The following is a 14,171-nucleotide window of genomic DNA, read 5'->3' as shown; positions in this document are numbered from 1 at the left end:
TCACCACCCGATCTGACTGATCGTCAGATTTCTGCCACCATAGTTGACCCCGAGCGACCCACGCCAGACGAACCGAGCGTGGCGCCCACGACACCGCAGACCTCCGGGAGCCGCCATGACCTCCGCCACCGACCCGCTCGACATGGGCGGACGCGTCGTCCTCGTCACCGGCGGCGGCAAGGGCATCGGACGGGGCATCAGCGAACGTTTCCTGGCCGCCGGCGCCGACGTGGTGGTGTGTTCGCGCCAGGAGCCGGACACGCTGCCGAGCGCCGGCGGACGCAGCGCGGTGTTCACCCCGGCCGACGTGCGCGACCCCGACACCGCGTTCGCGGCGGTGGCGTTCACCGAGGAACGGTTCGGCCGACTCGACGTACTGGTGAACAACGCGGGCGGCGCGCCGCAGACCGACGCGGCCACCGCGTCGCCGCGCTTCTCCCGTGCGATCATCGAGCTGAACCTGCTCGGCCCGCTGTATTTCGCCCAGGCCGCCCACCGCTTGATGCACCGTCAGGAAACCGGCGGGGTGATCGTGAACATCTCCAGCGTGAGCGGCGTACGCCCCTCGCCGGGCACCGCGGCCTACGGCGCGGCCAAGGCCGGGATGAATTCGCTCACCCGCTCGCTCGCGGTCGAGTGGGCGCCGAAGATCCGCCTCAACTCGGTGATCGTGGGCCTGGTCCGGACCGAACAGGCCCACCTGCACTACGGGGACGAGGCCGGCGTACAGCGCGTCGCGGACACCATCCCGCTCGGACGGATGGCCGATCCGAGCGATGTGGCGGACGTATGTCTGTTCCTCGCGTCGCCGATGTCACGGTACGTCAGCGGAGCGGAACTGCTCATGCACGGCGGCGGGGAAATGCCCGCTTTCCTCCGTGCGGCGGACAGCGGTACGGATCATGCGCCCGTAAACTGACGGCATGACAGGACAAGTTCGCACCGTCGACGGCCGCGTCGCCGGGCGACGCGGACAGGCGACGCGGCAAAAGCTGCTCGACTGCCTCCGCGAGATGCTCGACACGTCTCCGTACCGGGACGTCAAGGTCATCGACGTCGCCCGTATGGCAGGCACCTCTCCCGCCACCTTCTACCAGTACTTCCAGGATGTCGAGAGCGCGATCCTGGAGATCGCCAACGACATGGCCAAGGACGGCCAGCGGCTGAAGACCCTCGCCGAGGACCAGAGCTGGGCGGGCAAGGGCGGCTACGCCGCCGCCGAGGCCCTGGCCGACGGATTCCTGGAGTTCTGGCGGGACTACGAGCCGATCCTGCGCGTCGTCGACCTCGCGTCGGCCGAGGGCGACAAGCGGTTCTACAAGGTGCGCCAGAAGATCCTCACGGCGGTCACCGGCTCGCTCACCGAGGCGATCGAGAACATGCAGGCCAAGGGCAAGGTCGGCGAGGAGGTGCACGCCAACGCCATGGCGGGCACGCTGGTCGCCATGCTGGCGGCGGTGGCCGGCCACCAGAAGGGCTTCGAATCCTGGAACATCAAGATGAAGGACGTCCGCCCGGCACTCTCCACGCTGGTCTACATGGGCGTCACAGGAAAGAAGCCCCCCACGCGGTAACCCCAGGGCCCCTCAACCGCCGGACGGGCTGACACCGGCCCGCCCGGCGCTCGAGAACCACAACCCTCGAACCCAGCCCGTCCGGCCCTTGAGGCCAACGCTCCAAACCGCAACCCACGGATCAGGGTCAAGCAACCCCAGCCCGTCCGGCACTTGAGGACAACCGGGTTCAACCACAGCCCACGGACCCGAACCGAGCAAAAACCCAGCCCGTCCGGCGCTTGAGGACAACGCTCCAAACCGCAGCCCACGGATCCGAACCAAGCAAACCCAGCCCGTCCGGCGCTTGAGGACAAGGCGAGCCGGACCCGGCTAGATCCCCGCGAGCGCCGCGATCCGCTCGCGCTGCACCCCACGCTCCCCGAGCAAGTGCGCCGAGGTGATCGCCCGCTTCAGATACAGATGGCAGTCGTACTCCCACGTGAACCCGACGCCCCCGTGCAACTGGATCATCTCCTCGGCGACATGCCGATACGCCGCAGTGGCCGTCGTCATCGCCAACGGCGCCATCACCGCCAACTCCCCCGGCGAGCCAAGCCCCGAGGCCTCCGCCTCCGTAGCCGCCCACGCCGCGTAGTACAGCGCCGAACGCGCCGTCTCGACCTCGACGTACAGATCCGCGCAGCGATGCTTGATCGCCTGAAACGACCCGATCGGCCGCCCGAACTGCACGCGCCCCTTCGTGTACTCCACGGTCGCCTCCAGGCACCGCCCCGCCCCGCCGACCGCCTCCGCGGCCACCGCGATCTCGGCCAGCGCCAGCACCCGCTCCAAGGCCGCGTCCGCGCCGACCGCGCCCAACAGCCGGGCGGGCGTGTCCGCGAAGGTCAACCGAGCCTGCTTGCGCGTCTGGTCCAGCGTCGGCAGCGCCGTGCGCGTCAACCCGGCCGCGTCGCGATCCACCGTGAACAGCGCCAGGTCGCCGCCCACCCGTCGCCCGCCCCCGCCCTTGTACGGAGTCGCTGCGCTCCCGCCCTCGACCCGCGCCCCCACCACGATCAGATCCGCGATCAGCCCGTCGATCACGTGCGTCTTGACGCCGTCCAGGCGCCACCCGCCACCGTCACCGTCGGCCCGCGCCGCCATCTCCACCGCGCGCACGTCCCGCCGCCCCGGCTCGGCCAGAGCAAGCGCCCCGAGCGTCTCGCCCGCGGCCAGGCCCGGCAGGTACTCGGCCCGCGCCGCCTCGTCGCCCGCGTGCAGGAGCGCGTACGCGGTCAGCACCGACGACGCCAGGAACGGCGAGGGAAAGAGCGCGCGGCCCATCTCCTCCAGCGCCACCACCAACTCGGTGAAGCCGAAACCGACCCCGCCGTACTGCTCCGGAATCGCGAGACCGGCCAGCCCGGTCTGCTCGCACACGCGTCGCCACACCTCGGCGTCGTAGCCGGTCTCGGTCGCCATCACCGCCCGGACGGCGGGCGAATCGCTGTGCCGATCGAACACGTCCCGGAGCGCTTTGCGAATCTCCTGCTGCTCGTCGCTGAACTCGACGTCCACGTGGCGCAACTCCTTGACACTCATGTCGCGCGGGGTCCGGGTCGGTCGCCCGGCCCGAGTTCCGGTCGGCCCCATTGACGATCCGGCAGCCCGCGAGCACCAGTATCTGACACACCGTCATACCTTTAGAACATTGCTTTCGTCACACCTCTGAAACGTCGCCTTACCCCGGGCGTGTCGTGTTGTGTGGCATACACCACCCCCCACGCCGATACTTCGCGCGCAGGCCGAAGGGACCCGTTGTGACCGTTCTCGCCCAGGTGCTTCGTGAGGCCGCCCGACGCTTTCCCGAGCGGCGGGCCCTCGTGCACGGCGGAAGCGGGTTCACCTACGGCGGCCTGGACGCGGTGACCGATCAGGTCGCGTCGGGCCTGGCCGCACGCGGTGTGCGGGCCGGGCATCTGGTCGCCCTCGTGCTCCCGTCCGGGCTCGAGTACGTGATCGCCTACACCGCCCTGGCCCGACTCGGCGCGATCACCACCGGGGTGGGACCGCGCTACACCCCCACCGAACGCGCCGCGATCCTGGAGCGCGCCGCGCCGGACCTGGTGTTGGCCGGGGAGGACCTGCTCGACGGCATCCCGGCCGGTCCCGAGGTCGTGCGCTGCGTACCGGCCGCCGACGCGGCAAACGTCTGGGCCGAGTTGCGGCTCGACACGATCCCGCCCGCGCCGCCGGTGACGGGGGATCAGGACCCGGACCTGCCCGAGACGGTCGTGTTCACCTCGGGCACCACGGGCACTCCGAAGGGAGCCCTGTTCACCTCCCGGCAGATCGCCGCGATCACCGCGATGGACACCGGCGAGCGCTGGGGCGACGGCGGCCCGCAACTGATCGCCACCGGCCTGCCACACGTCGGCTTCATGACCAAGCTCGCCGGCTACCTCAAGTCCGGCGCGACCCTGCACATCCTCGGCCGCTGGCGGGCCCAGGACGCGTTGCGCGTGGTGGCGCGCGAGCGCATCCCCTACCTCGGCGGCGTGGCCGCGCAGGTCTCCCTCCTGCTCGGCCGCCCGGAGTTCGAGCGCTACGACCTCGCCCACGTGCGCGGTCTGATCGTCGGTGGCGGGCCGTCCCCCGCCCCGCTCGTGCACGAGGCCCGGACCCGATTCGGGGCGGGCTACTCGATTCGCTACTCCTCCACCGAATCCGGGGGGTTGGGCACGCTGACCGCGTTCGACGCCCCCGACTCCGAGGCGCTGTACACGGTCGGCCGCCCCCGACCGGGCACCGAGGTGGAGATCCGCGACCCGAAGACCGGCGCGATCCGACCGGCGGGCGAGGAGGGGCAGATCTGCCTGCGATCGCCCGCCGTGATGGCGGGCTACTGGCGCGACCCCGCGGCGACCGCCGCGGCTCTCGATGCGGAGGGCAGGCTGCGTACCGGCGACCTCGGCCGGATCGACGAGGCCGGCTGCCTGCGGATCACCGGGCGGATGACGGAGATGTACATCCGCGGCGGATACAACGTGTATCCGCAGGAGGTGGAGGCGGTCCTGCTCGACCATCCCGATGTGGCCTCGGTCGCGGTGATCCCGCGACCCAGTCGGGTGATGGGCGAGATCGGGGTCGCGGTCGTGGTGTCACGTGCCGCATCCGAGCCGTCACTGGACGCGTTGCGCGAATTCGCGGCCACACGGCTGTCCGCCCACAAGCTCCCCGAGGCGATCCGCATCGTGCCGGCGCTGCCGTTGACCGGCATGGACAAAGTGGACCGCAGATCCCTGACCCAGCAGGAAAAGTCCTTCGGGGACGTTTAGTAACCGCGCGATGACCAGCAGATATCCGCAACATGTTTGACCAAGTCAGCAAATGTCCAGGTGATCGGACAGATGCGTCGGGACCGGGCCGGTGAGACAGTGGACAGCCCTGACGTCCCATCAGCAAGCTAACTGACTAACCGTCAGCTCGATTCCGGCCTCGATCGGGCTTCGATCGGATCTGGCGGCGACGAAAGATCGAAAAAGGGACGGGCGCGATGATGCTTCACGACAGCAGAGGACACCACTTCCCGGGGCACACTCGAACCAGCGTCACCGCGAACGCGGATCCGTCGGCCGAACTCGACGTGACCGGCCGACCACTCGCGCTCCGCCCCGCAGACCTGGACCGCTTCTTCCGACCCCGCACGGTGGCGGTGATCGGCGCCTCGGACACCGAGGGCCGACCCGGCGCGCGGATCACCGCACAACTGATCGCCTGGGCCGAGCGGGTCGGCGCGCGGTTGTTCCCGGTCAACCCCAAGCACGAACGCATCGCCGGCCGGCCGTGCCACGCGGACATCTCGGCGGTGCCCGAACCGGTCGACCTCGCGGTCGTCCTGGTCGGCGATCCGGCCGAGGTGCTGGAGCAACTGGCGGGCGCCGGCGTGGGTTTCGCGGTCGTGTTCGCGGCCGGTTTCGCCGAGGCGGGCAACGCCGGGGCCGAGGCCCAGGCGCGGCTGGCGCAGCTCACCTCGGGCGGTTCGTTGCGGCTGCTCGGGCCGAATACGAACCTGAACGCGTTCGAGGAGTTCCGCACCGACCTCGACGGTCCCGCGATCGCGCTGATCACCCAGAGCGGGCATCAGGGCCGACCGGTGTTCGCGGCGCAGGAGATCGGGATCCGGGTATCCCACTGGGCGCCGGTGGGCAACGAGGCCGACCTGGAGATCGCGGACTTCGTGCGGCACTTCGCCGACCAGGAGGAGGTCGGGGTGATCGCCGCCTACGTCGAGGGGTTCAAGGACGGGCGCACCTTCGCGCTGGCGGCCGACCACGCGGCGCGGCAGGGCGTACCGGTGGTGGTGGTCAAGGTCGGCCGGACCGAGACCGGCGCGCGCATGGCCCAGTCGCACACCGGCAAGCTGACCGGCGGCGACCGCACCGCTTCGGCGGTGTTCCGCCAGTATGGGGTCACCCGGGTCGACGGCCTCGACGAACTCATCGACACGTCGCAGTTGTTCGCGCGTACCCGCCCCCCGCTCGCGCAGGGTGTGTGCGTGTACTCGATCTCCGGCGGCACCGGTGCGCACATGGCCGACCTCGCCGCCGCCGAGGGCCTGGCCGTCCCGCAGTTGGAGCGGGCCACGCAGGAGAAGCTGCACGGATGGATCCCGCCGTATCTGACCGTGTCCAACCCCGTGGACAACGGCGGGCACCCGGCGGGCGACGAGCGCGGCCGGAAGATCATCGACACGATCCTGGCCGACCCGGCGATCGGCGTGCTCGTGTGTCCGATCACCGGCGCGTTCCCGCCGATGAGCGACCGGCTCGCGCAGGACCTGGTGGACGCGGCGGAGGCGACCGACAAGGTGGTCTGCGTGGTGTGGGGCTCACCGGTGGGCGACGAGGACGCCTACCGGCAGATCCTCCTCAAGTCGAACAGGGTCGTGGTCTTCCGCACCTTCGGCAACTGCGTCCGGGCCCTGCGGGCCTACTTCGACTACCACCGCTTCCGCACCCAGTACTCGTCCCCGTTCGAGGACGTGCCGCGCACCGCGTCGCCCGCCGCGGCGAAGGCGAAGCGGCTGTTGTCGTCGGGCAAGCCGCTGTCGGAGCACTCGGCGAAGCAGCTGCTGCGCACGTACGGGATCCGGGTGCCGCGCGAGCAGTTGGTCACCTCGGCCGCGGCGGCGGTGCGGGCGGCGGGGCTGATCGGCTACCCGGTGGTGATGAAGGCGTGCGGCCCGCAACTGCCGCACAAGAGCGACCTGGGACTGGTCAAACTGAGCCTGCGCTCGGCAAGCCAGGTGCGGGACGCGTACCGCGAGATCACCGACGCGGCCAAGGAGGCGGGCGCGGGACGCCTGGAGGGCGTGTTGGTCTGCCAACAGGTCGACCGCGGCGTGGAAATGGTGGTCGGCATCTCACACGACGACCTGTTCGGCCCGACGGTCTCGGTCGGCCTCGGCGGCATCTTCGTCGAGGTCTTCGACGACATCGCCATCGGCGTCCCCCCGTTCGGCGCCTACGAGGTGAAGCGCATGCTCGGCGAACTCCGCGGCCTCAAATGCCTCCAGGGCCTCCGGGGCCAACCCCCGGCCGACCTGGACGCCCTGGTCGACGTGGTCATGCGGGTACAACGCATGGCGCTGGAACTCGGCGACGAAATAGCCGAGTTGGACATCAACCCACTGATGGTCATGCCAAGAGGCGGCGGCACAGTCGCCTTGGACGCCCTCGCAGTGGCGAGATAGCCGAAGCCGAACGAACCAGCCGGCCCACCCGGCCCCGGAGCCGACCGAACGGCGCCGAGGAAACCCGAGCGAGCCAGGCGGCCTGAACGGAACCGAGCAGGCCGAACGAAGCCGACCGGCTTCGCAGGTCCAACGGCCCCGGCGGTGCCGAACGGCCACCCACCCGCAGCCTCGGCACCCTCAAGCGCCGGCCGGGCTGAACAGCCCGGCCGGCGCTTGAGGCCACCCCAACCAGACCAACGCCCAACGTCGGACACAAACCCTTCCAGCCCGGCCGGCGTTCGAGGCCACCGCTACACCAGCCCGTCCGGCGCTTGAGGACGGCCAACCACACACAGGAGCCACCATGACCACCCCCGACCAAGACCTGCTGCACAGCGTGCGCGCCGGTGTCCTGACCCTCACCCTCAACCGCCCCGCAGCCAGCAACTCCCTCACCTGGTCCCAACGCGAACTCCTGATCGAGCTCCTGGCAGAGGCCTCCGCAACGGAACAGATCCGAGCCGTAATCCTCACCGCCGCAGGCCAAAAGCACTTCTGTACTGGCATGGACCTCCGCAGCAGCCCCGGCACCAAGTCCCTCCTCGCCGAAGCCCAAGCCGAAGCCGAAGGCGCGAACACGGACGCAAACGCGAACGCGACCACCAACACCCCCCAACCCCCCACCCGCCCCACCGGCTACGCCACCCGCATGATGAAGACCGGCGTCCAACGCCTCACCAACGCCATCCTGGACTGCGAAAAGCCCGTGCTCGCAGCAATCAACGGCACCACCGCCGGCTACGGCATGAGCCTCGCCCTCGCCTGCGACCTCGTAATCGCCGCCGACTCGGCCCGCTTCATCCAGATCTTCACCCGCCGGGGCCTGGTCCCGGACGGCGGCAGCGCCTACCTCCTCCCCCGCCTGGTCGGCCCGCAGAAGGCCAAGGAGCTGATGTTCTTCGGCGACGACCTCCCCGCCGCCGAGGCACTCCGAATCGGCGTCGTGAACAAGGTCGTCCCCGCCGACGAACTCGACGCCACCGCCCGCGAATGGGCCGAGCGCCTGGCCACGGGCCCCACCCGGGCATACGCGTTCACCAAGCATCTGGTGAACCGCTCCCTCGAAAGCGACCGCACGACGGCCTTCGACGAGGAGGCCCGCATCGTCGAGGCGAACATGACCTCCCGCGACGCCAACGAGGGAGTCGCGTCGCTGATGGAGCGCCGCAAGCCGGAGTACTACGGCTGGTAATCGAACGCCGGCGGCCGGCCGAGGCGCCCACCACGGCCCGCCGACGGGCGGATGTGCCTTACGCCACAAGGCAACTGACGAGTCGTCAGATGTGACGAAAGACCCGCTCTCCTTTGATTGACGCAAGGAAATCGGGTGACGTAGCGTCACAGACCCGACGCCCCTAGACACCTGCGAGGAAGTCCATCATGGGCAAGATCGACGCAGCGAGCACGAAGCCGGCAGATCCCGCCGCGATCGCCCTGCCCGAGGGCGACGGCATCGTCGAGGCCGCCACGTTCCGACACGTCCTCGGCCACTTCGCCAGCGGCGTGACGGTGATCACCGCGCTCGACGGCGACACCCCGGTGGGCTTCGCGTGTCAGTCCTTCGCCTCGCTCTCGCTCGACCCGCCGCTGGTCACCTTCTTCGTCGCCAAGACCTCCACCACCTGGCCGCGCATCCGCCCGGCCGGACGCTTCTGCGTCAACGTGCTCGCCGAGGATCAAGAAGCCCTGTGCCGCGCCTTCGCGGTCAGCGGCGCCGACAAGTTCGCCGGCGTCTCCCACGCCCCGACGCCGACCGGATCGCCGAGGCTGGACGACGTACTGGCCTGGATCGACTGCACGCTGGAGAGCGTGGTGGACGGCGGCGACCACGAGATCGTGATCGGCCGAGTCCAGGCCCTGGACGCCCCGCGCGTGGAGTGCGCGCCGCTGCTGTTCTACAAGGGCCGCTTCGGCCACCCCAGCCGCAACGGGTAGCCACGACCCCGGACCCGGCCACGATCCCGGACCCGGGCGCGATCCGCCGGGACCGGAGTCCGAGACCGTGGCGGTGCGCGATCAGTGCGCGCCGGCTCCGGTCAGGGCCCTGACCTCGAGTTCGGCGAACTTGCGGTCGTCGTCGTCGGTACGCCGCCGACGGGCCGACAGCGCGCCGATCGCGGCGCACGCGAAGCCGACCGGGATCGAGATGATGCCCGGGTTCTCCAGCGGGATCGGCGCCGGCGTCGTACAGCTGAACAGCGCCGTGGCGTTGCCCACATCCTTGCGGTCCTTCGAGACGTCGCAATCCGACGCCTGCTTGGCCGTCAGCTGCTTGATCGCGGGCTTCGTGTCGGTGGCCCCGCCCCAGCAGATCGGGGACAACAACACCACGAGCACCGAGGTGACCAGGCCGCCGTAGATGCCGAACACGGCGCCGCGCGTGTTGAAGTTCTTCCAGAACAGCGAGAACAGGATGGCCGGCAGGTTCGCCGAGGCGGCGATCGCGAACGCCAGCGCGACCAGGAACGCCACGTTCAACTCGCGGGCGAACACCGACAGTACGATCGCGGTCGTACCGATCACCAGCGCCGAGATCCGCGCGACCCTGACCTCGTCCTTGTCGGTGGTGCGGCCCTTGCGGAAGACGTTCGCGTACAGGTCGTGCGCGAACGACGAGGACGACGCGAGGGTGAGGCCGGCCACCACGGCCAGGATGGTCGCGAAGGCCACCGCGGCGATGAAGGCCAGCATCAGCGCGCCGCCGGTGGTGCCCGCGCCGCCGCCGAGGTGTTCGGCGAGCCGGGTCGCGGCGGTGTTGCCGCTCGGGTCGGCCTTCTTGATCTCCTTGCTGCCGATCAGCGCGGCGGCGCCGAAGCCCAGGATCAGGGTCATCAGGTAGAACACCCCGATGATGGCGATCGCCCAGGTCACCGAGCGGCGCGCGACGCGGGCGTTGGGCACGGTGTAGAAGCGGACCAGGATGTGCGGCAGGCCCGCCGTACCGAGCACGAGGGCCAGACCGAGCGAGATCAGGTCGATCTTCGACCAGCCGTCGGTGGCACCGTACTTGAGCCCCGGCTGCAGGAACGACTCACCCGAACCGGACTTGCTCGCCGCCGTGCCGAGCAGGTCCGCCACGTTGAAGTCGAACTTGGCCAGCACCCACACGCACATCACGAACGCGCCCACCATCAGCAGGCCGGCCTTGACGATCTGCACCCAGGAGGTGCCCTTCATGCCGCCGACGGTGACGTACACGATCATCAGCGCGCCGACCGCCGCGATGACCGAGATCTGCGCGGCGTCGCTCTTGACGTCGAGCAGGAGCGAGACGACCGAGGCCGCGCCGACCATCTGTGCGATCAGGTAGAAGATCGACACCACGATCGTGGACACGCTCGCGGCCGTCCGCACGGGACGTTCGCGCATCCGGTTGGCGAGCACGTCGGCCATGGTGAACCGGCCGGAGTTGCGCATCGGTTCGGCGACCAGGAGCAGCGCCACCAGCCAGGCGACGAGGAAGCCGATGGAGTACAGGAACCCGTCGTAGCCGGACAGCGCCAGGATGCCCGCGATGCCGAGGAAGGACGCGGCCGACATGTAGTCGCCGCCGATCGCCAGGCCGTTCTGGAGCGAGGTGAACGAGCGGCCGCCGGCGTAGAAGTCCGCCGCCGTACGGTTCTTGCGGCTCGCCCAGAAGGTGATGCCGAGCGTCACCACGACCAGTATGGCGAACATCGCGAACGTCCAGCCCCGGTTGCTGGACTTCGCGGCGAGTTCGAGAGAAAGATTCACGCTTCGAGTTCCTCTCGCAGTTCGGTGGCGACGGGGTCGAGTCGGGTACGCGCGAATCGCGAATAGGCCCAGGCGATCAGGAACGTCGACACGAACTGGAGCAGGCCGAACACCAGGGCGACGTTGATGTGGTTCATCAGTTCCTTGGCCATGAAGTCGCGCGCGTAGGCGGACATCACCACGTACAGCAGGAACCACGCGAGGAATGCGACGGTGACCGGGAAGATGAAGGAACGTTGACGCCGTTTCAGCGCCCCGAATCTCGGATCCTGTTCCATCTCCAGATACCCGGTGCGGTCGTCGACGTATGGCACGCGCGGAGCCGGGACGGAGGCGGAGTCCGGGTCCGGCTCAAGCTCGGCGACCAGTTCGGAAGCGGGCTCGGGGGGACGATCGTGCGGATCTTCGTGCGGAGTCGGCATGGGGCGGTAGGGCTCCTCTCCAGCGGACACCCCGCGCGTGGCCCGAGGCGCCGATCGGGTACCAAACCGCGGTCCGTGGGACCTGGGGCCGCAGCGGAGCGAGTTTAGAGGCGCCGCCGGGACGCGCGGAACCTATCCGATCAACTGAAAGCGGGACTGACGGGTTACGCGGATAACCCACGAATTCCCAAGGCCCACAGAATTGAACGAACTTGACACCGATTCCCCGAACTTCGACCGAACCATCGCCCAAGTAGCCTACTCCGGAACGCCTTTGCCAATTCCGGTCACACCCGAAAGCTCTCGATCACCATCCCTCGATCCGGATCTTCCGCATCCAACCCGTCGAGCCGGCGCACCGCCGGTCACCGCCGCCGCATCCCCACCACGACCGACCTGCCGCATCCGGGCCGCGCCACCACCGCCCACACGTCGGCGACCCGATCCACGAGCAACAACCCACGCCCACCGCAGTCCCGCCATCCCGGCAAGCCGACCCGGGGCCGCCCGATCCGAACCGTCCGGCCGAAGAGGTGGGCGCGTCGTCGCCAACCGACCTCGCCGCCAGGGCTGACCACCTTCTCTGAGACCGCCGGCGGGAGTTCGGCCGGACCCCCGTCGCGCCCCTGCGGCCCGCACGTACAAAAGCTCACGTCATCCCCATAATGGGGGCACGGTTGTACGAGGTGGTTCGGGGGAGCGTCACCGCAAGGCATGGACAAGCACGCACGCGTCGGCGAAGGCATGAGCAAGCGGGAGGCCCGCCGGCTCCTCATCGCGGACTACTCCAAGGCACGGGCCGCCCGACCCGATCCCGACCTGATCGGGCGGGTCGGCCGTCCGGCGTACCGGTTCACCGGCTACACGTCCGCCGACGAGGCGCTTGCCGCGACCGCTCTGGACGGGCCCGGTCTCCACCGCCTGGGCCGGGCCTTCGTCGGCCTCGCCCAGGAGGCCCGTACATTCGACGAGACCGCCAAGCGGGAACGGGAAGCGGCTGCGAAGGCGGAGAGCGCAAAGGCACGCGGCAAGCAGAGCCGCAAGCCCGACCGGGCCCAGGCACCCGCGGACGGGAAGCGCCGCGGATTCTGGAATCGCTCCAAGCCGCGGAAGTCCGTCGACGACAGGTCCGCGGACGAGCGGTTCCAGGAGCAGCTGGAGGCTCGAACCAGGGAGAAGGTCTGGGAAGCGGTCGTGGCCCGGAACCTGGTCCCGCAGCCGCGGGTGTTCACCGGTCGGGCCGCCGACGACCGTGCCGGCTACGTCGCCGACCATCACGAGTGGCAGGCGTCCCAGGAACACCTGCGCGCGGACCTCGACGACATCACGGCCACCGCCCTCGAAGCCATGGTCGACCACTACAGCCGGGGGCGTGTCGTCCCGGGCACGGCGCATCTGGCTGACGCGGCACGGCAGTTGAGGGCGGCTGGTGTCGAGCAGCGGATCCACGCGATGCACAGCGAGACCCGTCTGCGATTGGCCGGGTGGCATGCCGTGGCCGAGGAGTTCGCGAGCACCGCCGGCGCCGCGTACGAGGACTTCAGCAGGGACGCGATCCCGAACGCGGCGGCGTCGATCAAGCTCCGGTGGAGGGATGACGTGTCGATCACCGGCGAGGCCCTGGACGAGATCGTCGGGATCGTGCAATCGCAGTGGGCTTCGCGGGCACGCGGGTTCGAGCGGGAGGCCGAGGGCTATCGCAATCAACTCGCCAGGCACGACGAGGCTTTCCCGCCCGAGGTGTTCACCCGGCTCGCCGCGGACCGCAAGACGTTCGCCGGAGGGATCCTGGAGGACCTCACGCAAGGCCGCACGGCGCCGCAAGAACCCGATCTCTTCGCCGACCGTGTCCGCCTGCTGGAGGAGCGCTCGACCACACTCCTGAACCTGGACGCCGCCTCACGGCAGCCGGGCGCCGGTGTCGAGCCCGACGTGAACGCGATCGAACCGACGGGCGCGGCCTCGGAGTGGTCCGTGGACGGCCGGGACGTGAACCGGATCGTGAGCGAGGCCGACACCGCCATCGCCGGGATCGACACCTCCCTCGCCCGCGAGGAGCAACGACAGGCCACATCCCGGTCTTCGACACCCGACGAAAAGGCCCTGAAATCGGGCGAGGCGGTCGGGCCGCAGGGCAAGGGGCCGCCGGTCGCACGGCCCGACCGTCCGGTCACCGCCGTCGGGTTCGTACCGGCGTCCGGACCGGCAGGTGACCGCCACCCCGGAGACCACCCGAAGCCCACCCCCGAGGCGGGCACTCCCGATGTAGCAAGGTCACCCGAGCACGGGCCGCATCCGGGGGCCGCCCCCCACGCCGGACAGGCACCGAAACCGGATACCCCACGGCGAACGCCGGGCGAGGGCTCCGCACCGCGAGCCACCGACCCGGCACGGGGAACGCCGCCGCCGAGCCCGCGACGCGATCGCGAATCCGGCCGGGACCCGCCCCCGAATCCTTCGCCTCCGGCACCCGGATCACCCGGAATCCCACCACACATTCCGCCTGAATCACTCCGACCCGATCGGAAAGACTCCCCGGCCGGCCGCTTTTCCCGCCACGCGCGGCCGGCCCGGCCCCGCAGGAACGGGAGCGACTGCGGACAACTCGTCGACCGTCACGCTCGCCGGCCAACGCTCCAGCTCGGCGGACTGTTCGTCGCGCACGGCCGGCACCTCGTCGAGACCCGGGGTCGCCGCTCGATCGAGGCCCTGTTCCTCCTG

The 14,171-nt window shown here is 69.9% G+C and carries 10 protein-coding genes; 6 read left to right on the top strand and 4 right to left on the bottom strand.

Annotated features, from left to right (window positions below; genetic code table 11):
* Positions 1–115: 115 nt before the first annotated feature.
* Both ACH4XV_RS26710 and ACH4XV_RS26705 read left to right on the top strand, forming a co-directional pair.
* On the top strand, positions 116–919 hold the full coding sequence (locus tag ACH4XV_RS26710; protein ID WP_395793999.1) for an SDR family oxidoreductase: 804 nt from the start codon (positions 116–118) through the stop codon (positions 917–919).
* A 4-nt stretch (positions 920–923) separates the two neighbouring features.
* Positions 924–1,574 carry a TetR/AcrR family transcriptional regulator gene (locus ACH4XV_RS26705; RefSeq protein ID WP_078976670.1) on the top strand — a complete coding sequence of 217 codons (651 nt, stop codon included), beginning with the start codon at positions 924–926 and terminating at the stop codon, positions 1,572–1,574.
* A 312-nt stretch (positions 1,575–1,886) separates the two neighbouring features.
* Here ACH4XV_RS26705 and ACH4XV_RS26700 read toward each other — a convergent pair whose 3' ends face one another.
* Entirely contained in the window at positions 1,887–3,098 is a 1,212-nt protein-coding gene (locus ACH4XV_RS26700) for an acyl-CoA dehydrogenase family protein (RefSeq protein WP_395793997.1), read from the bottom strand.
* A 218-nt stretch (positions 3,099–3,316) separates the two neighbouring features.
* On the opposite strand from ACH4XV_RS26700, the gene ACH4XV_RS26695 reads away from it, so the two are divergent.
* From ACH4XV_RS26695 to ACH4XV_RS26680, 4 genes are all read left to right on the top strand, one after another.
* The gene (locus tag ACH4XV_RS26695; protein WP_395793995.1) at positions 3,317–4,834 is read left to right on the top strand and encodes a class I adenylate-forming enzyme family protein; all 1,518 of its coding nucleotides are present in this window, start codon (positions 3,317–3,319) and stop codon (positions 4,832–4,834) included.
* A 221-nt stretch (positions 4,835–5,055) separates the two neighbouring features.
* Positions 5,056–7,251: an acetate--CoA ligase family protein gene (locus ACH4XV_RS26690; protein ID WP_395794446.1), complete on the top strand. Its 2,196-nt coding sequence runs from the start codon at positions 5,056–5,058 to the stop codon at positions 7,249–7,251.
* Between the two features lie 346 nt (positions 7,252–7,597).
* Positions 7,598–8,485, top strand: coding sequence for an enoyl-CoA hydratase/isomerase family protein (locus ACH4XV_RS26685; protein WP_395793993.1), 888 nt, complete (start codon positions 7,598–7,600; stop codon positions 8,483–8,485).
* Positions 8,486–8,673: 188 nt separating this feature from the next.
* Entirely contained in the window at positions 8,674–9,228 is a 555-nt protein-coding gene (locus ACH4XV_RS26680; RefSeq protein ID WP_395793991.1) for a flavin reductase family protein, read from the top strand.
* A gap of 81 nt (positions 9,229–9,309) precedes the next feature.
* On the opposite strand, the gene ACH4XV_RS26675 is transcribed toward ACH4XV_RS26680, so the two are convergent.
* From ACH4XV_RS26675 to ACH4XV_RS26665, 3 genes are all read right to left on the bottom strand, one after another.
* Positions 9,310–10,971, bottom strand: coding sequence for a cation acetate symporter (locus ACH4XV_RS26675; protein WP_395794444.1), 1,662 nt, complete (start codon positions 10,969–10,971; stop codon positions 9,310–9,312).
* Positions 10,972–11,024: 53 nt separating this feature from the next.
* Complete coding sequence (locus tag ACH4XV_RS26670; RefSeq protein WP_395793989.1) at positions 11,025–11,450, bottom strand: DUF485 domain-containing protein; 426 nt, start codon at positions 11,448–11,450, stop codon at positions 11,025–11,027.
* A gap of 702 nt (positions 11,451–12,152) precedes the next feature.
* Complete coding sequence (locus ACH4XV_RS26665) at positions 12,153–13,256, bottom strand: hypothetical protein (protein WP_395793987.1); 1,104 nt, start codon at positions 13,254–13,256, stop codon at positions 12,153–12,155.
* Positions 13,257–14,171 lie beyond the last annotated feature (915 nt).

Origin of the sequence: Embleya sp. NPDC020630, from assembly GCF_044334985.1 — a bacterium.
Lineage (GTDB): Bacteria > Actinomycetota > Actinomycetes > Streptomycetales > Streptomycetaceae > Embleya.
The sequence above is the reverse complement of the archived record's forward strand: the minus strand, read 5'-3'. Positions and strand labels throughout refer to the sequence as shown.